Source organism: Curtobacterium sp. AC273, from assembly GCF_979253735.1.
Window position 1 is genome coordinate 138,432 of sequence record NZ_CEEDDU010000004.1, and the last position, 25,851, is coordinate 164,282.

The following is a 25,851-nucleotide window of genomic DNA, read 5'->3' on the forward strand; positions in this document are numbered from 1 at the left end:
CGCCGCCGCGAGACGGCACCAGGAGAATTCGCCTAGTGGCCTATGGCGCACGCTTGGAAAGCGTGTTGGGTGCAAGCCCTCGGGGGTTCGAATCCCCCATTCTCCGCCAGCACACAGAACACCCCGGACCGGATCGGTCGGGGGTGTTCTGCGGTCCGGGGTCGTCCGGTCCCCCACGCGGTGGACCGCGCTGCCCCCGTCCGCCATGGACTGGCCGCGAAACGAGGAACCGGGGTGGAACGGGCTGTCCCCGATACCCACGGGTCGCCTAGACTGCGCAGACGGACGATCCCGGGACGGGTCGGACACGGTGCACGGAGCGGCAGGGGCGTCGCTCCCGGGCGGACGATCCAGTGCTGCCCGGGCACCCGAGGGACGAGGAGTCCACGTGGGGGACCTGACGGCGCCGGTGACGACACGCCCGCGCAGCACCGCCTACGACGTGGTCGTCCGACCGCGTCGCTCGCTGGTGCGGTCGACCATCCTCAGCGTCGTGTTCTCCGCGGTGCCGCTCGCCGTCGCACTGGTGTGGGTGTCGCTCCCCCTGCGCCTCTGGACCTTCGTCGCCACCGTCGTGATCGTCGTCGCCGTCCTGGTCGGCATCGTGTTCGTCCGGCTCGGCACGGCCTTCGTCGGCATCGATCCTCGGGAATCGCCGTGCACGGCGTGGTGACGCCCAACCGACGGATCCCCGCGAGCGCGTGCATGCAGCCTGGTCCTCGCGACCACCTACGGCAGCACCGTCGAGCGGACCACCCGCGAGCTCGTCGCGTTCGACGCCACGGGCGCGCACCTGTTCCGGTTGCGCGCCGACGTGTGGGGCGACGACGGCATCGACCGCGTCGTCGAGGCGCTCGGGGTCCGGGTCGCCGACGACGACCGACCGGTGCCGGCGCGGGAGTTCGCCCGTCGCTACCCGGCCAGCCGCGCCTGGTACGAGCAGCGCGGGGCGTACGTCGTGGTCGGCGCCGTCGCCGTCGCCGCCGTGGCCGGGCTGCTCGTCGTCGAGACCACGGGCCTCATCGGCGGCTGACGGCTGGCCGCCCCGCCCCGAGCAGGCGCTCAGCGCCGCCGGCGCAGCGTCGAGAAGATCCTGCACGACCTCCTTGGCGATCGTGCCGCCGAGCCCCGACCCGAGCAGGTCGGACAGCGGGTCGTTCGCCTTCCGCGAGGCCGTCGTCCGCGTCGACGTCCGCGACGACGTCCGCTTCGTCCGCCGCGCATCGGCAGCCCGCTCGGCCCGCTCGAACTCCCGCTGCGCCCGCTCGTACTCCTTCTGCGCCGCGGCACGCTCTCGTGCCTCCTGCTTCTCGACGGCGGCCGCCTCCTTCGCGGCGGCCGCGGCGGCACGCGCTGCGTCGCGCTCGGCCTCCGCCGCCCGGGTCGCCGCTTCCGCCTGCTCCTCCGCTGCCGCGGCCTCGGCTGCCGCCGCCTCCATCCGGCGCGCGAGCATCTCGTACGCGGAGTCCGGGTCGAGGCGGGTGCCGTAGGTCGCCAGGAGCGGCGACGCCTGCACACGTGCCGCCATCTCGGCGGCGGGCATCGCGTCCATCGACCCCTCGGGGGCGCGGAGCCGCGTCCAGGCGACAGGGGTCGGCGCACCCTTCTCGTTCATGACGGTGACGATCGCCTCGCCGGTGGCGAGCGAGGGTAAGGACCTCCCCCAGGTCGTAGTCGCTCGTCGGGTACGTCGACACGGTGGCGCGGAGTGCTTGGCGTCGTCGGGCGTGTGCGCCCGGAGCTGGTGCTGGATGCGGGACCCGAGCTGCGCAAGCACGTCGTTCGGCACGTCCTTCGGCGTCTGCGTCACGAAGAAGACGCCGACGCCCTTGGACCGGATCAGCCGGACGGTCCGGATGATCTGGTCGGTGAAGTCCTTCGACGCCCCGTTGAACAGCAGGTGCGCCTCGTCGAAGAAGAACACGAGCTTCGGCTTGTCCTGGTCGCCGACCTCGGGCAGCTCGTTGAACAGGTCGGCGAGCAGCCACATCAGGAACGTGGAGAAGACCTCGGGCTGGTCCTGCACGCCGGGCACCTCGAGCAGGCTGACGACGCCACGGCCGTCGGCGGCGGTGCGGAGGAACACCTGCGTGTCGATCTCGGGCTCGCCGAAGAACTGGTCGGCTCCGGCGTCGGCGAAGGTGATGAGTTCGCGGAGGATGACCCCGGCCGTCTGCTTCGACAGGCCGCCGAGCTCGGCGAGTTCGCCCTTGCCCGCGTCGCTCACGGGGAAGGTCAGCACGCTCCGCAGGTCGGACAGGTCGACGAGCGGCAGCCCGGCGCGTTCCGCGTAGTGGAACACGAGGCCGAGCGAGGACTCCTGCGTCTCGTTCAGGCCGAGCACCTTGGACAGCAGCAGCGGCCCGAACCCGGACACGCTGGCCCGGATCGGCACGCCGGTCCCCTGCCCACCGAGCGAGTAGAACTCGGCCTCGCTGGCCACACCCTGCCACGCCTGCCCGATGCCGGCCGTCCGTGCGGTGAGCTTGTCGTTCGCCTGCCCGGCCACCGCGAGGCCGGACAGGTCGCCCTTGACGTCGGCGGCGAACACGGGCACGCCGTTCGCCGCGATCTGCTCCGCCAGGACCTGCAGCGTGCGGGTCTTGCCGGTGCCGGTCGCCCCCGCGACGAGGCCGTGCCGGTTGAGCATGCCGAGCGGGATGCGGACCTGCACGTCGGGCAGCGCCTCGCCGTTCACCAGCGCGCCGAGCTGCAGGGCGCTGCCCTCGATCGCGTAGCCGTCGCGGATCGCGGTCACGGCTGCCGCGTCGAGCGGCCCGCCGGGAGGCACGGTGCCGGTCTCCGGCGCTCCGTCCGTCGCCGGGGTGGTCGCGCCCACCGCCGTGGTCGCGGGCTCCGCGTCGGGCGCGAGTGGCGCCTCCAGGCCGGTGGGTGCCGGCGACGCTGCGATCACTGGTTCCGCGTCGGGCGCGAGTACCGGCGGTGCCGCCGCGTCGGAGGCGGGCGCCGGCGGCAATGCCGCCTCGAGCGCCGCGGCGGTTCCTCCGCCCGCGCGGCCGCCTCGTCGGCCAGTCGTCGTGCCTCGTCGGCGGCGGCGCGCGCCGCCGCTGCTGCCGCTCGGGCCTGGTCCACCGCGTCGCTCATGGGCACAGCCTATGGACGGGCGGCCCGCGACGGAACGGATCCGTCAGTGCGTGAGGGCCGGGACGGTCCGCGGTCGGACGACGCCCCACAGGATCGCGATCGCGACCGCCGACGTGCACGCCATCACGGCGGCCATCGGGGTGGCGGTCGTGATGCTGATCCAGCCGACGATCGGCGAGATGGGCCCGGCGACGCCGAAGTTCAGCGCACCGAGGAGCGACGCGGCCGTGCCGGCTTCCTTGCCGTGCGCGGCGAGCCCGATGACCTGCACGAGCGGGAACGAGAACCCGCACGCCGCGATGAAGAACCAGAGCGGGACGAGGACACCGACGAGACCGGCCCCGGCCTGGTCGAGCACCATGATCGCCACCGCGGCGAGGAACAGGGTCGCGGTCGAGCACGCCAGGATCCACTGCGGGCCGACACGCTGCGCCAACCGTGCCGACACCTGCACGCCGATCACGACGCCGACCGAGTTCACCGCGAAGAGCAGCCCGTACTGCTGCGCGTCGAGTCCGTAGAGGCCCTGGAACAGGAACGGCGACGCGCTGAGGTACGAGAACAGGCCGCTGAACACCATCGCACCGATCAGGGCGACCCCGACGAAGATGCGGTCCGAGAAGAGCGCCTTGTACCGCTGGCGCATCGTGGAGTGACCGGACTCGTGCCGGCGGGCCGGCGGGAGGGTCTCGACGATGAGGAGTACCGCGGCCAGCACCACGGCCGCGCCGTAGCACGCGAGGAACACGAAGACGCCGTGCCAGCTCACGAACCGGAGCATCTGGGAGCCGATGAGCGGCGCGAGGATCTGTGCGAGGCCGTTCACCATCGCCAGGCGCGACAGCATGCGCACGAGCGGCTTGCCGCCGAAGAGGTCGCGGACGGTCGCCATCGCCACCACGCCGCCGGCGGACGCGCCCATGCCCTGCAGCACGCGGAAGAGCGCGAGGACCTCGACGTTCGGTGCCAGGGCGGCCCCGACCGAGGCGCCGACGTGCACGGACGTCGCGATGATGAGCGGCAGGCGGCGAGCCGACGCTGTCGCTCCACGGACCGACGAGCAGCTGTCCGATCGCGAAGCCGAGCGTGGTCGCCGTCAGGGTGAGCTGGACCGCACCGTCGGTGATGCCGAACTGGTCCTTGATGGACGGGAACGCCGGCAGGTACAGGTCGATGGTGAACGGCCCGAGCGCGGTGAGCGCGCCCAGGACGAAGACGTAGACGAGTCGCTGCCTGCGCGGGAGAGCGAGTCTCCGGGGTGCAGGACGACCCGGAGCGAACCGGTGGTGGCGGGCGCGGTCACGAGCAGGGTCCTTCGGCGGGGAGGGGAACGGAGGTGATCGCGGGATCGATCGAATCGAATCGATTCGCCCGCGGAAACATCCCTACGGGTCGAGTGAGCGTCTCGATGACCCCGCTGTGGGATTCCCGCGTGTTTCCGCGCTCGGAGGACCGTCCGTGAGCAGCGCATGCGATAGGGTCTGACTGCCCGCCGAAGCCGGGCAGAACCGGATCAGAAGGGGGTGGGCGTCATGGTGGATGCCCGGATCCTGCACACGACCGCGGCCCTCCGCGAAGCGATCATGCGGCTCGCGGCCGACCGTCCCGTGTCCCGCATCACCGTCGCCGACGTGACCCGCGCCGCCGGCATCAGCCGCGCGACCTTCTACTCCACGCCGTCTCCCCCGGATCGCTACTCGCCGACGTGCTCACGCCCGAGCTCGACCGCATCCGGGAGGACGACACCGAGGCCCGCCGTGCCGCCGCCGACCGCGGTGCCGGCGCCGACGAGCTCGCCGCCATCTACCCGGCGCGGGGATCAACGCCGTCATCGAGCACGTGGTGACCCATCGGGACATCTACGCGAAGGCACTGCCCGACCCCGAGGACGCCTCGCTGCACCGGCTGCTCGTCGATCACTTCACGGTCTCGAGCGCACAGCGCATCCGCTCGCTCGACACCGTCGACCGCCCCGAGCTCCTCGCCGACGTGGCCGCCGGGTTCGTGGCGCGGGGGCTTCGTCGGCGCGATCGAGGCCTGGCTTGCCGGACCGCGCCGGGCCCTGCAGGCGCTCGTCGACACGATCGTGCTGTCGTTCCCGTCCTGGTGGCGCTGACCCGGTCGGACGACCGGCCGCGGCTCCGGACGCACCACGCGACGGACGGGAGGCACGGTGCCAGCCGGCACCGTGCCTCCCGTCCGTCCCGGGTCGCGTCCGTTACCGGCGCGCCACCTGCGTCATGCCGGTGAAGGACACCGCACCGAGCCCCGTGACGTCGTCGTACCCCTTGGCGGTGGTGAGCGACGTGTCGTGGTCGAGCGTGACCAGGTAGTCCTTGCCGGAGGTCGCGCTCGTGGTAGGCCAGGCGCGATCGGCGACCGCGGCGGCCGACGTCGCTGAACGCCGTCGGTGCGGCACGGTACGTCGCGTACAGCGTCGGGTTCGCGAACCCGAGCCGCGTGTGCGTCGACTGCTGGACGAGCGCCGACAGCGCCGCGGTCAGCGGCGAGGCCAGCGACGTGCCGCCGTACGTCTCGTTCTCGAACGCGCCGACCGCGAGCGTCGAGTCGTCCGTGATCGGACGGATGCCGATCGAGAACCCGGTGTACGGGTCGGCGAGTGCCGCCAGGTCCGGCGAGACGCGCTTGCCACCGGCGAGCGACGCCGGGACGACGCCCTTCTGGTACGCCGGCTGGTCGAAGAGCGTGCTCCGACCACCGCCGGCGCCACCGCCGACCAGGCCACCGGGGAGCGGCGTCGAGGTAGACGTTGCCGCGGTCGCTGCTGACGATCTGGTCGAGCACGTCGCCCCACCCGGTCTCGAAGGTCTTGCGGCCGTCCTTCCCGATGCCGAGGCTCGTGCCGCCGACCGAGGTCACCCACGGGCTGGACGCCGGGAAGTCGGGCTGGGCGCTGCCGAGCGCTGCGGACTCGTCGCCGTTGTCGCCGCTCGAGAAGTACAGGCCGATGCCCTCGCCGGCGGCCTGGACGTGCAGGTTCTCCTGACCGCGGATGCTCGACAGGGGCACGTTCTCACCGACGTCGCCGTAGCTGTTGCTGACGAGGTTCGCGAGGCCCTGGTCGAGGATCTTCGACATCGCCACGTCGAGGCCGCCGCCGCAGTTCGTGCCGCCGACGTAGAGGATCTTCGCGGCCGGGGCGACGGCGTGCACGGACTGCACGTCGAGGGTCTCCTCGCCCTGCCACCCGCTCGGCTGCTGACAGAGCGCCTGGTCGGTGAACTGGGCGGGCGACGGGATGCGCTGGGCGAAGGTCGCGCTCGTCAGGGCCGGCTCGCCGTTCTGCACCGAGTAGCTGTTCGTGTCGTGGACGATCGACGGCGAGGCGTACGCGTCGATGATCGCCACGGTCTGGCCCTGCCCCTGGACGCCCCTTCGCGGCCAGCCCGTCGACGCCGTACGCCGAACGGATCTGCTTCGGGACGTAGCCGCACGCGAACGTGTGCACGCTGGTCTTGCCGTAGGCCGCCGGCACCGTCGCGGTGTGCTGGCCGTCGTACTGCGAGCACTTCGCCTGGATGCCGGTCGGGGCCGTCGCCTGCTGCTTGAGCGAGCGGGCGGGGGTCGAGGTCGCCGGTGTCTCCCCCTGCTGGACGAGTTCCGGGTGGGTCAGCAGGCGGCCCTGGTCGACGCTGACGCCGCTGACGAGCCCGGCGACGGACGCGGGCAGGCTCGGCGCGGACGACGGCGCGACGAGGGTCCGACCCGCGTGCTGGTACTGGTGCAGCGAGACGCCGAGCACCGAGTTCACCACCGAGGCAGGACCGCGGAACACGACGTACTCGTGGCTGGCCGGCACGGCGGTGATCGAGAGGCCCTGCGCCCGCAGGAACCCCGGTCACCTGGTCGGCGTCCGCCTTCGTCGGCGCGTACTTCGCGATCCACGCCGACGGGCTCAGGGGCTTCCGGTAGCGCGCGCTCCCGGGCGTCGAGACGGCGGTCGCGAGGGCCTCGGCCCCGCGCTGGTCCCCCCTGCAGCGGCAGGTACACCTCGCCCTCGACGTCGGTGCTGGCTGCGACCGTGCCGGCGTCGTTCGCGCTCGTCGCCCAGGTCGGGGTCGAGTCCGGCAGCACGTCGTCGGGTCGCCGCGTCGGCCGGGCCGGCGGCGAAGAGCACGGCGCCGATGGTGCACGCCGCGGTGGTGAGCGCGATCGCGGTGGTGCGCGTCCGGCTCGTGGAGGGGGTGGTCCGACCGGGGTCGGTGGGCGTCGTTGCACTTCGGGTCCTCTCGACGGTGAGCCCCTCGTGGTCGCGGGTCGCCGGGGCGGTCCGTTCCCAGCGCTTTCGTGGGCTGCGGTGAGGTGACTGTAATGAGTCGCGCAACGGCTCGGACAGTCGGTGGTTCCACCGACGAACCATGTCACCCGTCCGGGGGGCGAAGCTGTTGCTCCCCTCAGCCGTTCCGCCCCGCCGTTGCTGGGATCGACGGCGGCGTGCTGGGTCCCTGCCCTGAACCGGCGTGCCGGTGTTGCGCGCGGCGCGGCGGCATCGCGCGCACTTCCCGCGCTCAGCCCGTGGTGGGCTTCTCGCCCCGCTGCAGCGACTCGACGACGGCGACGGACTTGCCGACCAGGGCCGCGTCGGAGTCCGTGCCCTGCACCGGTAGTCCGAGGCGACGCCGTCACCGCCCGTCCCCGACGCCGGCAGCGGGTCGCCGAGTGCGACGACGACCGCACCGGCGTCGTGCGCGACCTGGATCTTCACCGCTCAGGGCGGACGGGTCGGCGGCCTCGACGAGGAGCACCTTCGCGCCGGCTCGGACGAGGGTCCGGAGTGCCGCCCGCTGGTCACCGGACGGGTCCGTCGCGCCGGCCACCCGGACGTCGGGCCGGAAGCCCGCCGAGCTCAGGTCCCGCTCGAACCGGTCCGGCAGAGCGACCCCGCCGGAGGGTCGGACCGGCGGTGGCGGCCGCGGGGAGCAGGACGACCCCGACCACGGCGTGCTGGTCGAACCCGCCGTCCGAACTCGTCAGGTCCGAGCTCTCGACCGGGGTGGGCGCATCGGACGTCGTGCCCTGGCACCCGGCCAGGACGAGCATCGAGCACACCGCCACGACGGCGGCCACGGAGCGCAGCACGACGGATCCTCCAACGCTTGATCGATCTGCCACGCTACCCGGTCCCGCCGGTGGCCGACGCCGAGCCCGAAGCCGAGCCGGACGCCGGCGGCGGCACCGGCCCGAGCCGACGGACGGCGGCGATCGCCAGGACCGCGATGACGATCATCCCCGCGAAGACGAGCGGGAACGACACCGTGCCCTCGGCACCGCCGGTACCGATGAACAGCAGGCCGGTGACGGCGAGGCCGATCACGCTGCCCGAGGCGTCGGCGATCGTCAGGGCCGAGCTCGCGAAGCCGTCGTCGCCCTCGCGCGAGAACCGCAGCGTGAGCATCGAGGTCCGCGGGTAGATCGCGCCCATGCCGGCACCGCCCACGAACCACCCGACGACGAGCAGCCACCACGGCAGGGCCAGGGACGCGACGGCGAGCGCGGTGAGCAGGCTGACGAGGACGAGTGCCAGACCGACGCCGAACGTGCGGGCGGCGGTCAGCCAGTCCTCCCAGGCGGCCGTGCACCCACGACGCTCCGGCCCAGCTCAGCGCGGCGACGGTGAGCGCGAGCCCGGCGGCCGATGCCGAGAGTCCGTCCTTCGCCTGCAGCAGGAACGGCACGTACGCCTCGCTGCCGAAGAACGCCGCCGCGACGAGGCCGCGGAGCAGGACCACCGACGACAACCCCGGAGCGGGCGCGGAAGGTCCCGGCGGGCAGCAGCGGGCGCAGGGCGAACCACGTGCCGACGAGTCCGACCACGACGGCCGCCACCCTGGCCCAGGCGCCGAGGTCCGGAGCGATGTTGAGCAGCAGGATCGCGACCGCGGCGCCGACCGACCACGCGATGCGGGCACGCTGCCACGGCGGTCGGAGCGACGCGGCCGGCGGGTGCAGGCGGCCGAGGGTGGGGACGAGCAGGGCGAAGGCGCCGAGGGCGATCACGAGCGCGCCGGCGAAGACCCAGTGCCAGTTCCAGACGTCGGTGACGATGCCCGCCAGGGCCGGACCGACGAGCGCGGGCACCACCCAGGCGGCGGCGAACCCGGCGAACACCGGTCCGTGCAGCTCGGCGGGGAAGATGCGGGCGACGAGCACGTAGAGGACGACGTCGATCGCGCCGGCCCCGAAGCCCTCGACCAGGCGACCGGCGAGGAAGACCTCCATCGTCGGCGCGAGCATCACCACGGCGGTCCCGACGGCGAACAGGGCGGCGGACACCCACGCCACGACCCGGCCGCCGGCGCGGTCGGTCCAGTTGCCGGCGAGCACCATGCCCGGCACGCCCGCCGCCAACGGCGCCGCGAAGGCGAGGGCGTAGAGGGTCTCACCGTCGAGGTCGCGGCTGATCTCCGGCATGACGGTCGTCATCGCCAGGTTCTGGAACGCGGCGACGGCGACGATCGCGACCATGCCGACGGTGGCGAGGGCGTACGGTCCGCTGAACAGACTCGTCCTCGTCGCCGCGGTGCTCACCGATCATCGTAGGGCGAGCCCACGACGTCGGCGCGTGCGCGCCGTCCGTCAGCGCGCGAGCGCCTGCTGCAGGTCCGCCACCAGGTCGCCGGCGTCCTCGATGCCGACCGACAGCCGGACGACGTTCTCCGGCACGGCGAGCTCGGTGCCCTTCACCGACGCGTGCGTCATCTCGGACGGGTACCCGATGAGCGACTCGACGCCGCCGAGGGACTCGGCGAGCGCGAACAGCTCGGTCGACTCGGCGAACCGCCGTGCGGCCGACGGCCCACCGGACAACGCCACCGAGAGCATCCCGCCGAAGCCCCGCATCTGCCGGGCGGCGATCTCGTGCCCCGGGTGGTCGGACAGCCCCGGGTAGTAGACGCGCTCGACGCCCGGCGCGGCGACGAGTGCCTCGGCCACGGCCTGCGCGTTCAGCGAGTGCCGCTCCATCCGGACCGCGAGCGTCTTGATGCCTCGGGTCGTGAGGAACGCGTCGAACGGCGACGAGATCGCCCCGGCGCCGAACTGCAGGAACTGCACCTTCGCCGCGAGCTCCTCGTCGGCGAGCACCACGGCACCGCCCACCACGTCCGAGTGGCCGCCGAGGTACTTCGTGGTCGAGTACACGACCACGTCGGCCCCGAGCGCGAGCGGCTGCTGCAGCGCGGGCGAGGCGAAGGTGTTGTCGACGACGACGAGCGCACCGGCCTCGTGCCCGAGGGTCGCGAGGGCGGCGATGTCCGCGATCTTCATGAGCGGGTTGGTCAGGGTCTCCACCCAGAGCACCGTCTGCGCCGGAGCGCCCTGGAGCGCGGCGCGCACCTGGTCGAGCTCGCTCATGTCCACGACGACCAGCTCGACGCCCCACGGCACGTGCAGGCGGCTGACCAGGCGGTGCGTGCCGCCGTAGACGTCGTTGCCCATCACGACGCGGGCGCCCGGGGCGAGCGCGGCACGGAGCAAGGCGTCCTCCGCCGCCAGCCCGGAGGCGAACGAGTACGCGGCGACGCCGCCGTCGAGGTCCGCCAGGAGCGTCTGCAGCGAGTCGCGCGTCGGGTTGCCCGCGCGCGAGTACTCGTAGCCGTTCCGCATGCCGCCGATGCCGTCCTGCACGTACGTCGAGGTCAGGTGGATCGGCGGGATGACGGCGCCGGTGGGGCCGTCGGGCTCCTGGCCGGCGTGGATGGCGCGGGTGCTGAACTCGGTCATGCTGGGCGGGTTCCTTACTCGGGAGCGGTCGGGCGACCGGTCACTCGGACAGGCCGGTCATTCGGACCGGCCGGTCACTCGGACAGGTAGGTGAGGAGGTCGTGGCGGGTGAGGACCGTGACGGGCTTGCCGTCGGCGACCACGAGCAGCGCGTCGACGGACTCGAGGGCGCGGCGCGCGGACGACACGGACTCGCCGACGCCGATGAGCGGCAGCGGGTCGCCGACGAACCCGGTCAGGGCGTCCGCCATCTTCGCGGCGCCGGTGAAGACCTGCTCGAGCAGCGCCTTCTCCTCCACCGCGCCGACGACCTCACCGATGACGACGGGTGGCTCGGCGCTCAGCACGGGCATCTGCGAGACGCCGTACTTCGTCATGATGTCGACGACCTCGCGCACGGTGTCGGACGGGTGCGCGTGGACGAGGTCCGGCAGTCGGCCGTCCTTGCCCGCGATGAGCGAGCCGACGGTCCGCTCGTCGTCCGTCTCGGCGAAGCCGTACGAGCGCATCCACCGGTCGTTGAAGATCTTGCCGAGGTAGCCACGGCCGCCGTCCGGCAGGAGCACCACGACCACGTCGTCCTCGGTGAGGTCGCGGGCGGCACGGAGCGCGGCGACGACCGCCATGCCGCTCGAGCCACCGACGAGCAGCCCCTCCTCGCGCGCGAGCCGCCGGGTCATCGCGAACGAGTCGGCGTCCGACACGGCGATGATCTCGTCCGGCACGCCGGCGTCGTACGCGCCGGGCCAGAAGTCCTCGCCGACACCCTCGACCAGGTACGGGCGACCGGTGCCGCCGGAGTAGACGGAGCCCTCGGGGTCGGCGCCGACGATCCGGACGCGGCCGTCCGACGCCTCCTTCAGGAAGCGCCCGGTGCCGGAGATGGTGCCGCCGGTGCCGACGCCCGCGACGAAGTGGGTGATGCGCTCCTCGGTGTCGCGCCAGATCTCCGGACCGGTGGTCTCGTAGTGGCTGCGCGGCCCGTTCGGGTTCGCGTACTGGTTCGGCTTGTACGCCCCGGGGATCTCGCGGACGAGCCGGTCGGACACCGAGTAGTAGGACTCGGGGTGCTCCGGGGGCACAGCGGTGGGCGTCACGACGATCTCGGCGCCGTACGCCGTCAGCACGTTGCGCTTGTCCTCGCCGACCTTGTCCGGCAGCACGAAGACGCACCGGTAGCCGCGCTGCTGCGCGACGAGCGCGAGCCCGACGCCGGTGTTGCCGGAGGTCGGCTCGACGATCGTGCCACCGGGGCCGAGCTCACCGGAGGCCTCGGCCGCGTCGAGGATGCGGGTGGCGATCCGGTCCTTCGAGGACCCGCCGGGGTTGAGGTACTCGACCTTGACGAGCACGGTCGCGCGCACCCCCTCGGTCACCCGGTTGAGCTTGACCAGCGGGGTGTCGCCGACGAGGTCGATGACGGAGTTCGCGTAACGCACCCGTCGATCCTAGGCGGCGGACACCGTCCGCCGCTGGGACGCGACGCGTCGTGACGTTCGCAGGACAGGCGGGGTCGTCCCGCGCCGGACGGGAGGCGCGTGGCGGCGCCGACCCGCGCCTCCAGGCCGTCCCGGTGGTGCGCTGGGACGTGCGCCGCTCGCGCGCCGCCGGGGCGCCCGCGGACCGTGCCGCGTCAGCTGCCGAGTGCGTCCGCCGGGGCGTTCTGCTGCCGGTGCAGCGTCGCGTAGATCCTCGTCGCGGCCGAGCAGTTCCTCGTGGCTGCCCTGCTCGACGATCTGGCCGTGGTCGAGGACGAAGATGACGTCCGCGTCACGGATCGTCGACAGCCGGTGCGCGATCGAGATCGTCGTCCGCCCCGCGGCGGCCGTGTCGAGTGCCGTCTGCACCACGCGCTCCGAGATGGAGTCGAGCGCGCTCGTGGCCTCGTCGAGGACGAGCACCGGCGGGTCCTTCAGCAGCACCCGGGCGATCGCGATGCGCTGCTTCTCACCGCCGGACAGCCGGTACCCACGCTCCCCCACGACGGTGTCGTACCCGTCCGGGAACGACGCGATCGTCTCGTGGATGTTGGCCGCTCGCGCCGCCTGCTCGAGTTCCTCGTCGGTGGCGTCCGGCTTCGCGTAGCGCAGGTTGTCGCCGATCGTGGCGTGGAACAAGTAGGTCTCCTGGGAGACGATGCCGACGTGGCGCATGAGGTCCTCGTGCACGATGTCCCGGACGTCCTGCCCGGCGAACCGGACCGATCCCGCCGTCGCCTCGTAGAGCCGCGGCACCAGGTACGACACCGTCGTCTTGCCCGCGCCCGAGGGGCCGACGAACGCTGCGAACTGTCCGGGCTGGAGCTCGAACGACACCCCGCGGAGGGTCGGCTTGTCGGCCTCGCCGTCCGGGTAGGTGAAGGTGACGTCCTCGAACGCGACGTGTCCGACGCGCGACTCGTCCACCGGCTTCGCCGTCGGTGAGTCCGTGATCGCCGGCTGGAGGTCCATGTACTCGAAGATGCGGGCGAACAGTGCGCCGGAGGTCTGCAGGTCGAGCACCACGCGGGAGGAGGCCGACGGTCGGGAAGAGCAACCGGGACTGCACGGTCGTGAACGCCACGATCGTGCCCGCGGTGATGGGGACGTCGCCGATGATGAGGAACGCGGCGACGACGTAGATGATCGCCGGGATGATCGACAGGAAGATCTGCACGATCGCGAAGAACCACTGGCCGGACATCTGCTGGCGGACCTGCAGCCGGATCTGGTTCCGGTTCTCGGCGCCGTACCGCTGGGCCTCGCTGCGCTGCTGGTTGAAGCTCTTCGCGAGCAGGATGCCCGAGACGCTCAGGGCCTCCTGGGTGATCGCGGTCATGTCCGACAGCGACTCCTGCGTCTCGCCGGCGATGCGTGCGCGGACCTGTCCGACCCGGCGCTGCGCGATGACGAGGAGCGGCAGCAGCACGACCGCCACCAGGGTCATCTGCCAGCTCAGCAGCAGCATCGCGACCACCGCGGCGATCACCGTCACGGTGTTGCCGAGCACGGACGAGATGGTGTTGTTCAGCACGCTGGCGACCCCGCCGACGTCGTTCTGCAACCGCGACTGGATCACGCCGGTCTTCGTGCGGGTGAAGAACGCGAGCTCCATCCGCTGCAGGTGCCCGAAGAGCCGCATGCGCATCGAGCCCATGACCTTGTTGCCGACCGTCGCCGTCAGGTAGGTCTGCCAGACACCGACCCCGGCGCTCGCGATCCACAGCGCGACCATCGCGCTGACGAGTTCGTAGAGCACGGGCAGGTTCGGCCCGCGGCCGTCCTTCGGGAAGAGGCCCTCGTCGAACGCCTTCTGCGTGAGGAGCGGCGGGATCACCGAGATCGCCGCGCCCACCAGCACGAGCACCACCGTGAGCATGATCGCGTTCCGGTGCGGCACGAACAGCCCCGAGATCCGCTTGACGAGGTTCGGGATCCGGGGCGCCTCGGCGTTGGCGGCCTTCTGCGCCGCGAAGTCGCCGCTCGAGATGCGACCGCCACCGCGGCCGCCACCACCACCGCCGCCGCCGCCGCGCATCCCGCCGCCGTGCATGCTCATGGAGCCAACCTAGCCCCGGGGTGCGGACGTCGGCCGTCCCCGCTCATTTGACCCTGTTCAGGGGCATGCGACGATTTCCCGTCCCCATCCCCGCACCACTCGAGGTCCCATGACGTCCGCGTCCACCCGCCCCACGTCCCTCCGCACGCAGCTCGCACGCCGCAAGCCGATCGAGCGGCTGCAGGCCGAGAGCCTCGGCGGGCGTGGACGGCGAACCGCTCCGCCGCTCCGCTCGGGGTCTGGCACCTGACGATGATCAGCGTCGGTGCGACGCTCGGCACCGGCATCCTGGTCGTCCTCGGCACCGCCGTGCCGCTCGCCGGGCCCGCCGTCTGGATCTCGTTCGTGCTCGCCGGGATCGCCGCGCTGCTGTCCGCGCTGTCGTACGCCGAGATGGCCGGGGCGGTGCCGACCTCCGGGTCGAGCTACTCGTACACCTACGCCACCATGGGCGAGGGGATCGCCTGGGTGTGCGGCTGGTGCCTCGTGCTCGAGTACGCCGTGTCGGTCGCCGCCGTCGCGGTCGGCGCGAGCGAGTACGTCGACGAGACCCTGCGCGTGTTCGGGCTGCACCTCCCACGGCACTCTCGGCGCCTCCGGGCGACGGCGGTGTGGTGAACCTGCCGGCCGCGGTCCTGGTGCTCCTCGCCACAGCGATCCTGCTGCCCGGCGCGCGGGAGAGCGCCTGGGTGAACACCGTGATGGTGCTCGTGAAGATCGCCCTGCTCGTGTTCTTCGTCGTCGTCGCGTTCTCGGCGTTCCAGACGCAGAACTTCGAGCCGCTCGCGCCGATGGGTGCGGCCGGGGTCACCGCCGCGGCATCGCGCCTGTTCTTCTCGTACATCGGGTTCGACGCGGCGTCCACCGCGGGCGAAGAGGCGAAGAACCCCCGCCCGCGACCTCCCCCGCGCCATCATCGGCTCGATCGTGCTGATCACCACGCTCTACATCCTCGTCGCGATCGCCGCGATCGGGGCCCGCTCGTGGACGCAGTTCTCGTCGTCCGAGGCGTCGCTCGTGCGCATCGTCGTCGACGTCACCGGCCAGCCGGTCGTGGCGCTCGTGTTCTCGATCGGAGCCGTCGTCGCGATCGCCAGCGTCGTCCTCACCGTGCTCTACGGGCAGACCCGCATCCTGCTGACCATGGCCCGCGACGGCCTCGTGCCGAAGGTCTTCGGCAAGGTCTCGCGCCGCACCGGCACCCCGATCTGGAACACGCTCATCATCGGGCTCGTCGTCACCGTTGTCTCCGCACTCGTGCCGCTCGGGGAGCTCGCCGACGCGACGAGCATCGGCACCCTCGTGGCGTTCGCCCTGGTCAACGTCTCCGTCATCGTGCTCCGCCGCACGCAGCCCGGACTCGAGCGGTCCTACCGCGTGCCGCTGTTCCCCGTCGTGCCGATCGTCGGCGCGCTCTGCTGCGTGCTCCTCGCGGTGTTCCTCGGCGTCGGGACGTGGATCGCGTTCGGCATCTGGATGGTCGCCGGCGCGGTGCTGTACCTGGCCTACGGCCGCCGTCACAGCACGCTGCGCTGACGCGCGCGGGCGGGGCGGGCGCGCACGCGGCGCGACTTCACGCGCTCAGCGACACTTCACGCCCTCGATCGCCCGTGAAGTGTCGCTGAGCGCGTGATCCCGATCGTCCACAAGCACGCGTGCCGGGCCGGCTCGTCCACAGATGTGACCCGGCAGCGCTCCACGACGCGCTCACCGTCGAGCATTGCCGCATGAACGAGAGCACGCGCCGCCCGAACCTCCTCCGCGCAACGGCGCAGGATCCGACCTCCGCCCGGCGGTTCCAACGCCAGCACACGGCGGGCACGCTGGTCCGGCTCCTGGCCGGGGTGTACATCCTCGCGGACGAGTGGAGCACGCTCAGCCCGGCCGGGCAGCACCTCGCCCGTGCTCGGGCGATCGCTCCACAACTCCGACCGGGGACGGTCTTCTCGCACGTCAGCGCAGCCCTCATCCACGGCTGGCCGATCACCGGCGTCGTCCCCGAGCGCGTCCACGTCATCGACCCTGCGGCCCCGGTCATCCAGCACCGGGCCGGTGTCATCCGCCACCCGAGCAACCGACCGCCCCGCACGGCCGCGGTCTTGTTCGACGGCGTTCCCGTCACACACCCGCTGGACACGGCGGTCACCCTCGCCACGTCGGCAACGCCACACATCGCAGCGATCGCCGTCGACGCGGCGCTCCGTCAGGGAGAACTGTCCCTGCCCGACCTGCGGGGCTCCATCCCGCTCCGACCGGCGCGCGGGGCGATCCGCGCCGCGTCGGTGCTCGCCGCCCTCGATGCCCGACACGAATCCGTCGGCGATACCTTCGCAGCGATCCGGTTCGTCCAGCTCGATCTCCCGCCGCACCAACCGCAGGTCGAGTTCCGGCACCCCGATGGCACGGTGGACCGCGTGGACTTCTGGTTCCCGTCGCTCGGCGTCGTCGTCGAGTTCGACGGCAGACAGAAGTACGTCGACCCGTCGATGCTGGGCGGACGCGACCCGTCCGCCGTGCTCTGGGCGGAGAAGCGGCGGGAGGACCGGCTCCGCGCCCTCCCCGGAGTCCGCACCGTGATCCGCGTCACGTGGTGGCACCTCGTCGAACCCGACCGCCTCCGCGCACTCTTCCGCTCGCACGGGATCGTCCTGTGACCGAGCGACTTCACGCCCTCAGCGACACTTCACGCCGCGATACGCCCGTGAAGTGTCGGTCAACGCGAAAGTCCGGCGGATCACCACACCGCACCGCCCCCCACACACGACGAAGGCCGCCACCCCCGGAGGGCTAGCGGCCTTCGCGCAGAGTTGCGCAGTACTTACGCGAGCTCGATCGTGGCGCCGGCGGCCTCGAGGGCCTCCTTCGCCTTGTCGGCCGTCTCCTTGTTGACACCCTCGAGGATCTTGGCGTCAGCGGTCTCGACGAGCGCCTTGGCCTCACCGAGGCCGAGCGACGTCAGGCCACGGACCTCCTTGATGACCTGGATCTTCTTGTCACCGGCCGACTTGAGCACGACGTCGAACTCGGTCTTCTCCTCGACCTCCTCGGCGGGGGCAGCAGCGCACACCGACCGCGGCAGCGGCGACGGGGGCAGCAGCGGTGACCTCGAAGACCTCTTCGAACTTCTTCACGAAGTCCGAGAGCTCGATGAGCGTGAGCTCCTTGAAGGCCTCGATGAGCTCGTCCTGCGAAAGCTTCGCCATGATTTTCTCCTACTACTAGCTAGTACGTGTGGTTGATGAACGCGTGCCTGATCAGGCCGCGGACTCCTGCTTCTCGCGAAGGGCGTCCACGGTGCGGACGGCCTGCGAGAGGGGTGCCTGGAACAGGTACGCAGCACCGAACAGCGAGGCCTTGAAGGCGCCGGCGAGCTTGCCGAGCAGAACTTCACGGGACTCGAGGTCGGCGAGCTTGTCCACCTCGGTCGCGGAGAGCGGGTTACCGTCGAAGTAACCACCCTTCACCACGAGCTCGGGGTTCGCCTTGGCGAATGCACGCAGCGACTTCGCGACGGCGACGGTGTCACCGTGGACGAAGGCGAGCGGACGGACCGGCGAGGTCGTCGTCGAACGACGAGATGCCGGCGTTGTTCGCCGCGATCTTGGTCAGCGTGTTCTTCACCACGGCGTACGTGGCGTGCTCACGGATCGAGTTGCGGAGCTCCTTGAGCTGCGCGACCGTGAGACCGCGGTACTCGGTGAGCAGAACGGCGTTCGAGCTACGGAAGGACTCCGTGAGCTCGGCGACCGCAGCTTCCTTGTTCGCCATGGTTCTCCTTGGGGGTCTTGCCGGCAGCCCCAGGTCCACGAACGAAAAAATGCTCCGGCGCAGAGGCTCGGAGCTGCTCTCACCAGATGGTGGGAGTGGTTCGGAACACCTGCGCGGGATGCCTCTCTCGAGAGAGGACCTTCGGTTGCGACGCAAGCGCAGCAACATCCGGCGGTCTTTGGCTTCGAGAACTGTACCAGACGCTCTGATCGTCACCAAACGGCGGTCGGGAGGCGCGGTGCGGGCCCGCCCCGCGCCTCCCGACCGACAGACCGACAGACCGACGGACCGACGGACCGACGGACCGATGGACCGATGGACCGATGGACGGTCAGTCCTGGGCAGCCGACTGCGAGACCGGCAGGTGCACCGTGAACACGGTGTCCCCCGGCTCGCTCCGCACGTCGACGGACCCGCCGTGCGCCTGCACGACGGCGTCCACGATCGCGAGCCCGAGGCCCGTCGACCCGGCGGTCCGGGATCGCGAGCTGTCCGCACGGGCGAACCGCTCGAACAGCTTCGGCAGGAACTCGGGGTCGATCCCCTGCCCCGTGTCCCGCACGGTCAGGTCAACGCCGCTCGCAATGGGCGTGATGCCGACGGTGATCCGGGTGCCGTCCGGCGTGTGGGTCCGGGCGTTCGTGACCAGGTTGACGATGACCTGGTGCAGCCGCGCGGCATCGCCGACGACGACCACGGGCGAATCGGGGACGTCGACCTCGATCGGGTGGTCGGGCGACGCGGCGTGGGCGTCGTTCACGGCGTCGAACACGAGGCCGGTGAGGTCGACGTCGTCGAACTGGACCTCGCGGCCCTCGTCGAGGCGGGCGAGGAGCAGCAGGTCCTCGACCATCGACGTCATCCGGATCGACTCGGACTCGATCCGGCTCATCGCGTACACGACGTCCTGCGGCAGGTCCCCGCCCATCCGCCGGGTGAGTTCGGCGTAGCCGCGCACCGACGCGAGCGGGGTGCGGAGCTCGTGCGACGCGTCGGCGACGAACTGGCGCACCTTCTGCTCCGACCGTTCGCGGGCCTGCATGGCTCCGGCGATGTGCCCGAGCATCCGGTTGAAGGCGCTGCCGACCCGACCGACCTCGGTGCGGGGGTCGGTGTCGGGGACGCGGACGTCCTGCAGTGCGTCGCTCCGCTCGAGCGGCATCCGCGCGACGGTCGACGCGGTCTCGGCGACGCGTTCGAGCGGCCGGAGGGAGCGGCGGACGACGACGGCTGCCACGAGCGACGCGGCGACGAGTGCGGCCGCGACGACGAGGATCACGACGAGGAGCAGCGACCGGACGCTCTCGTACACCGGGGACATCGGCAGCCCGACGACCAGGACGGCGTTGCCGAGCACGGGGTTGTCGACCTGCACGGCAGCCACGCGGTACCGGCCGATCCCGCCACCGAGGTCCATCGTGGCCGGCGCGACGCCGACCTTGACGTCGCCGAGGCGTTGCAGCTGCAGCGCGGAGAGCTGCCCGCGCGAACCGTCCTCCTGCAGCACGATGCCACCGGCGCCGCCACCCGTCACGTAGTAGGCGGTCAACGTGCCGGCGGCCTGGCCGAGCGGTTGCAGGAGGTCGTCACTCGGACGCCCGCCCTGCTGCCCGTCTCCCTCGCCGAACTTCGTGCTGGCACGGGTCGTGGCCTTCTGCAGCTGCCCGTCGATCGCCCCCGTCTGGATGGACGCGAGCGCGATGATGCTGCCCGCGCCGATGACCGCGCTGACCGCGACGACGAGGGCGACGATGCTCAGGACGAGCCGACGCCGGAGGGTCACGAGGTGGGCTTGATGACGTACCCGACGCCGCGCACCGTGTGGATCATGGGGGTCTCACCGACGTCGATCTTCTTGCGCAGGTAGGAGATGTAGATCTCGACGACGGAGGACTTCCCGCCGAAGTCGTACGACCACACGCGGTCCAGGATCTGCGCCTTCGAGAGCACGCGGCGGGGGTTGCGCATCAGGAACCGGAGCAACTCGAACTCGGTGGCGGTCAGCTCGATCGGACGGCCGGCACGGTGCACCTCGTACGACTCCTCGTCGAGCACCAGGTCGCCGACGACGATGCGGGAGTCCCCGGCCTCCGAGACCGAGATCTGCGAGCGGCGGATGAGCCCGCGCAGCCGTGCCACCACTTCCTCGAGCGAGAACGGCTTGGTCACGTAGTCGTCGCCGCCCGCGGTGAGCCCGGTCACGCGGTCCTCGACGGAGTCCTTCGCGGTGAGGAACAGCACCGGGGTGTCGTCGTTGTTCTGCCGGAGCCGGCTGAGCACCTGCAGGCCGTCGAGGTCCGGCATCATCACGTCCAGCACCATCGCGTCCGGCTTCCACTCCCGCGCCGTCTGGAGTGCGTCCTGCCCGCCGTTCGCGCTCTTCACGTCCCAGCCCTCGTACCGGAGCGCCATGGACAACAGGTCGGTGAGGCTGGCTTCGTCGTCGACGACGAGAGATGCGCAACGGGGTTCCGTCGGCACGCGTGAGGCGCGGGGCTGCTGCAGGCTGGGAGATGGTCACGTCTTCGAGTATCGAGAGATTCCTATGAGGCGTCTGTGGAGCGCCCCTCTGCCGTCTGTGGGTTGCCGAGGACACGCACGGACACGCCTCCGTAGGTTCGAGGAATCGCTGCGTTCCTCGGCCTGGCCGTCCTCCGCCCGTCGCGTCGACAGCGCCCGGATCGAGGAGCAGGCCGGGAGGCACGGCTCGTCCCCGGCGGACCGGCTCGCGTTCGCGCAGACGGTCACCACCACGGCGTCGATCCTGTCCGCGGGCACCGCCGGCTCGTGCTTCGCGACGCTCGCGGCGATCGCCGCGGCCGACGTCGCGACCGCTCGGACCGTCGAGCCGCACCTGGACGCGCTCGGCATCCTCGCGCAGGCCGGAGTCGCCGTGCCGCCGGGGTCGACGTGGGGTGTGTTCGCCGCCGAGGGGCCGGGGCTCCGACTGACGGCCTCGCGCAGCTCGTCCGACGGCTCGGCCGACGGTCCGGTCGTGCTGGACGGGACGAAGCCCTGGTGCTCGCTCGCGTCGACGCTCTCGCACGCGCTCGTCACCGCGCACGTTTGCGATGCGCGTCAGCTGTTCGCGGTCGACCTCCGCCAGCCCGGCGTGACCGTGCACGACGAGGCCTGGGTCGCCCGGGGCATGCCGGACGTGCCGAGTGGCCCCGTGGACTTCGACGGCGTCCGGGCCGAACCGGTCGGCGGACCCGGCTGGTACCTGCGGCGTCCGGGTTCGGGTGGGGCGGGATCGGCGTCGCGGCGTGCTGGTGGGGCGGCGCGGTCGGACTCGCCCGGGTGCTCCGCGCGCTGGCTGCCGACCACCCTGATTCCGAGTTGCTGCAGGCGGCGCTCGGGGCCACCGTCGCCGACCTCGCGGACGCCGAGGATGCCCTGGCCGACGCGGCCGCCCGGATCGACGCGCCCGACCCCGACGACACCGACTGGTCCCTCCTCGCGCAGCTCGTCCGGTCGCGCGTCCGCCGCGCCGTCGACGCCGTGCGCTCCCGGGGTGGTCGCGACGGTCGGCCCCGGCCCGCTGGCCACCGACCCGGCGGTCGCCGCACGGTTCGCCGACCTCGAGCTGTACGTGCTGCAGGACCACGGCGACCGCGACCTGGCACGCATCGGCCGGAAGGTCCTGGCGGGCTCGGGCGGTGTCGCGTGGTGAGCTTCGACCACCGCGAGCCCGGCACCGACCCCGCTGCCTGGACCCGTTCGACGGCCGACGTCGCGGCAGCGCCGGTGACCCTCGACGGCACCGGCGCCGTCGTCGTGGTCGCACCCCACCCGGACGACGAGACCCTCGGCGCCGGTGCGCTCATCGCCACGGCGGCCGACGCCGGTGTCCCCGTGCACGTGCTGCTCGTCACGCGCGGCGAGGGATCGCACCCGGACTCGCCGACGACCACCCTGACGACCTCCGGAGGGGTCCGCGAGGACGAGTTCCGAACCGCCCTGCGCGTCCTGCACCCCGCGGCGAGCGCCACCGTCCTCGACGTGCCCGACGGCGGGCTGCGCGAGCACCCCGACGTGCTCCGGGACGCCCTGGCCGCTCGGTTGGCGGGGGCGTCGCGGCCAACGCTCGTCGTCGCACCGTGGCGCGGCGACGGCCACCGGGACCACCGCGTCGCGGGCGAGATCGCCGAGGACGTGGTCGGCGCAGTCGGGGGCGCGGTGCTGCTGACCTACCCGATCTGGGCCTGGCACTGGGACGACCCGGACGCATCGGCGATGCCCTGGGACCGTGCACGGGTGCTCGCGGTGCCGGCCGACGTCCTCGACCGCAAGCGACGGGCGCTCGACGCGTACCGGTCGCAGACCCATCCGCTCTCGCCGGCGCCCGGGGACGAGGCCATCGTCGATGACCGGCACGCCGCACACCACCTCCGCCCCGTCGAGTGGTTCTTCGCGCCGGACGACGACCGTGCCTCGGCGGCCGAAGTCTCCCGATCCCGGGAGTCCTTCGACGCCCACTACGAGCGAAAGCCCGAGGGGTGGGACTTCGACGGCTCCTGGTACGAGCGGCGGAAGCGTGCCGTGACCCTGGCGGCGCTCCCCGCGAGCGCTACCGATCGGCGCTCGAGCTCGGCTGCGCGACCGGGGTGCTGACGGCAGCACTCACGGAGCGGGCGGACGACGTGCTCGGCACCGACATCTCCGCCGCACCGCTCGAGCGTGCGCACCACCGTGCACCGACCGCGCGGTTCGTGCAGGCCGCGCTGCCGTCGGAGTGGCCGGCCGGCCGGTGGGACCTCGGTCGTGATGTCCGAGGTCGGCTACTACCTGTCCCCCGCCGACCTCGACGCGACGATCGACCGCGTGCTCGCCTCGCTCGACGACGACGGCGTCCTGGTCGCCTGCCACTGGCGGCACCCCGACGACGAAGCGGTGTCGAGCGGTGACGTCGTCGACGCGCGGCTCGCCGAGCGGTGGCCGCGCCCGGCGCTCGTCCGACACGTCGAGGAGGACTTCGTGCTGAGCGTGTTCCCCGGCGCCACCGTCGTCTCGGTGGCGACCGCCGAGGGACTGACCCCGTGAGCCTCCCCGCGCGCTCTCGACGTCGTCGGTCCCGGCGCACGACGAGGAGGACGGGATCGCCGGCTGCGTGGGCGCGCTCACCGACGCCGTCCGGGTGCTGGCCCGTACCCACCCGGAGGTGGCGGTCGCCGTGACGGTCGTGCTCGACGGGTGCACCGACCGGACCGCTGACGTCCTCCGCGCCGCCGCAGCCGCCGATCCGCTGTGGGAGACGCTGCCGTCGACGTCGTGGAGACCGAACGGCTCGGCGTCGACGGGCGGCGCCGTGGGCACCACCCGCGCCCTCGCGACCGGTCCGGAGCCGTCGCGCCGGTGGACCGCGCACACCGACGCGGACTCCCGGGTCGACCCCGGGTGGCTCGTGCAGCAGGTCGAGGCCCACGACGCCGGTGCGCACGTGCTCGTCGGGGCGGTCGTGCCGGACCCGGACGACCTCGACCCCGTGGTGCTCGCGCGGTGGCTGCACGCCCACCCGCCGGGGTCGACGCTCGGCCACGTCCACGGCGCGAACCTCGGGCTGCGTGGCGATCGCCCCCTCGCGCTCGGCGGCTTCGACCCGTACCCGAGCACGAGGACGTCCGACTAGTGGAACGCGCCCGCGCCCTCGGGTTCGACGTCCGCGCGACGACCGAGCTGCCGGTGGTGACGAGCGGCCGGTTCGACGGCCGGACCCCGGGCGGGTACGCCGAGCACCCCGGGTCACCTACGGCGACGCGAGTTGAGGCGTCCTTAGGATTCACATAGCGACGGGCAGTGCCGGTGATAACCGCGCTGCCTAGGTTCTCCTCCGTCGGCCCCGCCGTGCGCTCTGCACGGCCGGTGACCCCAGCCGGCCACCACCGAGGAGAACCATGTTCCTGACCTACCTCAGGCGCCGAACTCACGAACCGCAAGAAGCAGACCGTCATCATCGCGATCGGCATGGCCCTCGCCATCGCCCTCGTGGTCATCGTGTCCTCGATCGCGGGCGGCGTGCAGGCCGCGCAGGCGACCGTGCTGGCAGTCCGTGTACGGCGTCGGCACCGACATCACCGTCACCAAGACCGAGGAGCCGACGTCGTCGAGCACCGGCCGGCCGAGCTTCGACTTCGGCAGTCAGGGCAGCTCCGACAGCGGCAGCGGCTCGACGGACCTGTCGCAGTCCCGCCTCGCCGTCACCCGCGGGACGAGCACGCTCAGCGCGGCGGACGTTACGACGGTGACGGGCACGAGCGGCGTCAAGGCCGCGACCGGCGTCCTCACCCTCGAGAACAGCACGTTCTCCGGCCAGGTCCAGCAGCAGTCCGGCAGCGGCTCGAGCGACAGCACCGCCCAGCAGGCGCCGTCCACCGGTGGGACCGAGGGTGGGCGTGGCTTCGGCGGCGGCTCGTTCAGCGTCGACTCGTTCACGGTCACCGGCATCCCGGTCTCGGGCGACGCCGTCGGCCCGCTGACGAGCACCGAGCTCACGAAGGGCCGCACCTTCACCGCGAAGGACGCCGGCAAGGACGTCGTCGTGCTCGACGCGACCTACGCGAAGAGCGAGTCGAAGGCCGTCGGGGACACCGTGTCGATCGGCGGGAAGGACTTCACCGTGATCGGCATCGTCTCGTCGACCGGTTCGTCGTCCACGACCGGCTCGAACACCCACGTCCCGCTCGACACCGCGCAGGCCCTGGCGGACCTCGACGGCAAGGTCACCTCGATCTCCGTCTCCGCGACGTCGTCCGCCGACGTGGACACGATCAAGTCCGCCCTGCAGAAACAGCTCACGAGCGCGACCGTCTCCACGGAGTCCGACCTGGCATCGAGTGTCTCGGGGTCGCTGAGCACGGCCTCGAACCTCGTCTCGAACCTCGGCACGTGGCTATCGATCGTGGTCCTCGCCGCGGCGTTCCTCATCGCGATCCTCTTCACGATCTCCGGCGTCACCCGCCGCACGCGTGAGTTCGGCACGCTCAAGGCGATCGGCTGGTCGAACGGCCGGATCACCCGACAGGTGGCCGGCGAGTCCCTCGTGCAGGGCATCATCGGCGGCGTCATCGGCGCCGCCGTGGGGCTCCTCGGCATCACTCGTGGTGAACGTCATCGCCCCGACGATCTCGGCGAGCGCCACGGGCGGCCGACGGCGGAACCGCGGGCCCGGTGCCGGTGCCGGCGGCATGCCTGGCGGCGGCACGACCGTGGGCGGCGCCCTGGCCGGCGGGTCTACAGCGGCGATGCGAGCACGGCCAGCACGACCAGGACGTCGTCCTGCACGCGCCGGTCACGGTCGAGGTGATCCTGCTCGCAATCGGGCTGGCGATCCTCGGTGGCCTCATCGCCGGCGCCCTCGGCGGCTGGCGCGCGAGCCGGCTCCGTCCGGCCGAAGCACTCGCGGAGCGTGGCCTGATGACCGAACCGACCACGACCGCCACCGACGTACCCAACCGACGACAGGAGCCCCCGTGACCAGCACCGAGACCGCAGCCTCCTCCGGCGGACGCGAGCCGCGCCTCCAGTCCGATCTACCGTCTGGCGCAGAACGTGAGCAAGACGTACAAGCAGAAGAACCGGACCGTCACCGCGCTGACGAACGTCGACCTGACCATCCCGCAGGGGCAGCTCGTCGCGGTCCAGGAGCCGACCGGCGGCGGCAAGTCGGCCGACTGCTGCAGATGCTCGGCGCGCTCGACC

General features: G+C 72.1%; 22 protein-coding genes, 1 tRNA gene and 6 pseudogenes. 14 read left to right on the forward strand and 15 right to left on the reverse strand.

Features of this window, described 5'->3' with window-relative positions; translation table 11 throughout:
- The first annotated feature begins 21 nt into the window (after window positions 1–21).
- Window positions 22–109: transfer RNA gene (locus ACZ8AI_RS06555), tRNA-Ser, on the forward strand.
- A gap of 159 nt (window positions 110–268) precedes the next feature.
- Here ACZ8AI_RS06555 and ACZ8AI_RS06560 read toward each other — a convergent pair.
- A complete protein-coding gene (locus tag ACZ8AI_RS06560) occupies window positions 269–2,839 on the reverse strand; it encodes a helicase HerA-like domain-containing protein (RefSeq protein ID WP_464857422.1) in 2,571 nt (856 codons plus the stop codon).
- Between the two features lie 309 nt (window positions 2,840–3,148).
- A pseudogene (locus tag ACZ8AI_RS06565) lies at window positions 3,149–4,414 on the reverse strand (multidrug effflux MFS transporter).
- 396 nt (window positions 4,415–4,810) lie between these two features.
- On the opposite strand from ACZ8AI_RS06565, the gene ACZ8AI_RS06570 reads away from it, so the two are divergent.
- Entirely contained in the window at window positions 4,811–4,951 is a 141-nt protein-coding gene (locus ACZ8AI_RS06570; protein ID WP_464857424.1) for a hypothetical protein, read from the forward strand.
- Window positions 4,948–5,355 (forward strand): hypothetical protein, encoded by a 408-nt coding sequence (locus tag ACZ8AI_RS06575; RefSeq protein ID WP_464857426.1) that lies wholly within the window; start codon window positions 4,948–4,950, stop codon window positions 5,353–5,355. The genes ACZ8AI_RS06570 and ACZ8AI_RS06575 overlap by 4 nt, the downstream gene beginning before the upstream one ends.
- Window positions 5,356–6,139: 784 nt before the next feature.
- Here ACZ8AI_RS06575 and ACZ8AI_RS06580 read toward each other — a convergent pair.
- From ACZ8AI_RS06580 to ACZ8AI_RS06620, 9 genes and pseudogenes are all read right to left on the reverse strand, one after another.
- Window positions 6,140–6,925 (reverse strand): protease pro-enzyme activation domain-containing protein, encoded by a 786-nt coding sequence (locus tag ACZ8AI_RS06580; RefSeq protein ID WP_464857428.1) that lies wholly within the window; start codon window positions 6,923–6,925, stop codon window positions 6,140–6,142.
- Window positions 6,926–7,021: 96 nt separating this feature from the next.
- Entirely contained in the window at window positions 7,022–7,243 is a 222-nt protein-coding gene (locus ACZ8AI_RS06585; RefSeq protein ID WP_464857430.1) for a hypothetical protein, read from the reverse strand.
- A 505-nt stretch (window positions 7,244–7,748) separates the two neighbouring features.
- On the reverse strand, window positions 7,749–7,943 hold the full coding sequence (locus ACZ8AI_RS06590; RefSeq protein WP_464857432.1) for a hypothetical protein: 195 nt from the start codon (window positions 7,941–7,943) through the stop codon (window positions 7,749–7,751).
- Window positions 7,915–8,205 (reverse strand): hypothetical protein, encoded by a 291-nt coding sequence (locus ACZ8AI_RS06595; protein WP_464857434.1) that lies wholly within the window; start codon window positions 8,203–8,205, stop codon window positions 7,915–7,917. The genes ACZ8AI_RS06590 and ACZ8AI_RS06595 overlap by 29 nt, the downstream gene beginning before the upstream one ends.
- A 34-nt stretch (window positions 8,206–8,239) precedes the next feature.
- Entirely contained in the window at window positions 8,240–8,680 is a 441-nt protein-coding gene (locus tag ACZ8AI_RS06600) for an MFS transporter (protein ID WP_464857507.1), read from the reverse strand.
- Window positions 8,677–9,654 (reverse strand): MFS transporter, encoded by a 978-nt coding sequence (locus ACZ8AI_RS06605; RefSeq protein WP_464857436.1) that lies wholly within the window; start codon window positions 9,652–9,654, stop codon window positions 8,677–8,679. The genes ACZ8AI_RS06600 and ACZ8AI_RS06605 overlap by 4 nt, the downstream gene beginning before the upstream one ends.
- A gap of 48 nt (window positions 9,655–9,702) precedes the next feature.
- Entirely contained in the window at window positions 9,703–10,848 is a 1,146-nt protein-coding gene (locus ACZ8AI_RS06610) for a cystathionine gamma-synthase (protein ID WP_464857438.1), read from the reverse strand.
- 74 nt (window positions 10,849–10,922) lie between these two features.
- The gene (locus tag ACZ8AI_RS06615) at window positions 10,923–12,287 is read right to left on the reverse strand and encodes a cystathionine beta-synthase (RefSeq protein WP_464857441.1); all 1,365 of its coding nucleotides are present in this window, start codon (window positions 12,285–12,287) and stop codon (window positions 10,923–10,925) included.
- Window positions 12,288–12,481: 194 nt separating this feature from the next.
- Window positions 12,482–14,364, reverse strand: a pseudogene (locus ACZ8AI_RS06620) (ABC transporter ATP-binding protein).
- A 130-nt stretch (window positions 14,365–14,494) separates the two neighbouring features.
- Between ACZ8AI_RS06620 and ACZ8AI_RS06625 the strand changes: the two are divergent.
- The 5 genes and pseudogenes from ACZ8AI_RS06625 to ACZ8AI_RS06645 all read left to right on the forward strand — a co-directional run bounded on the left by ACZ8AI_RS06625 (window position 14,495) and on the right by ACZ8AI_RS06645 (window position 17,039).
- Window positions 14,495–14,635 (forward strand): hypothetical protein, encoded by a 141-nt coding sequence (locus ACZ8AI_RS06625; RefSeq protein ID WP_464857443.1) that lies wholly within the window; start codon window positions 14,495–14,497, stop codon window positions 14,633–14,635.
- Between the two features lie 2 nt (window positions 14,636–14,637).
- On the forward strand, window positions 14,638–15,003 hold the full coding sequence (locus ACZ8AI_RS06630; protein ID WP_464857445.1) for an amino acid permease: 366 nt from the start codon (window positions 14,638–14,640) through the stop codon (window positions 15,001–15,003).
- Between the two features lie 20 nt (window positions 15,004–15,023).
- A pseudogene (locus ACZ8AI_RS06635) lies at window positions 15,024–15,206 on the forward strand (amino acid permease); the annotation flags it as partial.
- Window positions 15,207–15,312: 106 nt separating this feature from the next.
- Entirely contained in the window at window positions 15,313–15,921 is a 609-nt protein-coding gene (locus tag ACZ8AI_RS06640; RefSeq protein ID WP_464857447.1) for an APC family permease, read from the forward strand.
- A gap of 191 nt (window positions 15,922–16,112) precedes the next feature.
- On the forward strand, window positions 16,113–17,039 hold the full coding sequence (locus ACZ8AI_RS06645) for a hypothetical protein (RefSeq protein WP_464857449.1): 927 nt from the start codon (window positions 16,113–16,115) through the stop codon (window positions 17,037–17,039).
- Window positions 17,040–17,203: 164 nt separating this feature from the next.
- On the opposite strand, the pseudogene rplL reads toward ACZ8AI_RS06645, so the two are convergent.
- The 4 genes and pseudogenes from rplL to ACZ8AI_RS06665 all read right to left on the reverse strand — a co-directional run bounded on the left by rplL (window position 17,204) and on the right by ACZ8AI_RS06665 (window position 20,668).
- Window positions 17,204–17,588: pseudogene (rplL, locus tag ACZ8AI_RS06650) on the reverse strand (50S ribosomal protein L7/L12).
- 51 nt (window positions 17,589–17,639) lie between these two features.
- A pseudogene (gene rplJ, locus ACZ8AI_RS06655) lies at window positions 17,640–18,153 on the reverse strand (50S ribosomal protein L10).
- A 331-nt stretch (window positions 18,154–18,484) separates the two neighbouring features.
- Window positions 18,485–19,936: a sensor histidine kinase gene (locus ACZ8AI_RS06660; RefSeq protein ID WP_464857451.1), complete on the reverse strand. Its 1,452-nt coding sequence runs from the start codon at window positions 19,934–19,936 to the stop codon at window positions 18,485–18,487.
- Window positions 19,933–20,668: pseudogene (locus tag ACZ8AI_RS06665) on the reverse strand (response regulator transcription factor). Before ACZ8AI_RS06665 ends, ACZ8AI_RS06660 begins: the two are co-directional and overlap by 4 nt.
- A 30-nt stretch (window positions 20,669–20,698) precedes the next feature.
- Here ACZ8AI_RS06665 and ACZ8AI_RS06670 point away from each other — a divergent pair.
- The 6 genes from ACZ8AI_RS06670 (at window position 20,699) to ACZ8AI_RS06695 (ending at window position 25,626) form a co-directional block, all read left to right on the forward strand.
- Window positions 20,699–21,826 (forward strand): acyl-CoA dehydrogenase, encoded by a 1,128-nt coding sequence (locus tag ACZ8AI_RS06670; RefSeq protein WP_464857453.1) that lies wholly within the window; start codon window positions 20,699–20,701, stop codon window positions 21,824–21,826.
- The gene (locus ACZ8AI_RS06675; protein ID WP_464857455.1) at window positions 21,820–22,767 is read left to right on the forward strand and encodes a PIG-L deacetylase family protein; all 948 of its coding nucleotides are present in this window, start codon (window positions 21,820–21,822) and stop codon (window positions 22,765–22,767) included. Before ACZ8AI_RS06670 ends, ACZ8AI_RS06675 begins: the two co-directional genes overlap by 7 nt.
- A gap of 66 nt (window positions 22,768–22,833) precedes the next feature.
- Window positions 22,834–23,196 (forward strand): hypothetical protein, encoded by a 363-nt coding sequence (locus ACZ8AI_RS06680; protein WP_464857528.1) that lies wholly within the window; start codon window positions 22,834–22,836, stop codon window positions 23,194–23,196.
- Window positions 23,197–23,263: 67 nt separating this feature from the next.
- On the forward strand, window positions 23,264–23,782 hold the full coding sequence (locus ACZ8AI_RS06685; protein WP_464857457.1) for a glycosyltransferase: 519 nt from the start codon (window positions 23,264–23,266) through the stop codon (window positions 23,780–23,782).
- Window positions 23,783–24,202: 420 nt separating this feature from the next.
- A complete protein-coding gene (locus ACZ8AI_RS06690; protein WP_464857459.1) occupies window positions 24,203–25,456 on the forward strand; it encodes an ABC transporter permease in 1,254 nt (417 codons plus the stop codon).
- Window positions 25,453–25,626, forward strand: a complete 174-nt coding sequence (locus tag ACZ8AI_RS06695) for a hypothetical protein (RefSeq protein WP_464857461.1) — start codon at window positions 25,453–25,455, stop codon at window positions 25,624–25,626. Before ACZ8AI_RS06690 ends, ACZ8AI_RS06695 begins: the two co-directional genes overlap by 4 nt.
- Window positions 25,627–25,851: the final 225 nt, after the last annotated feature.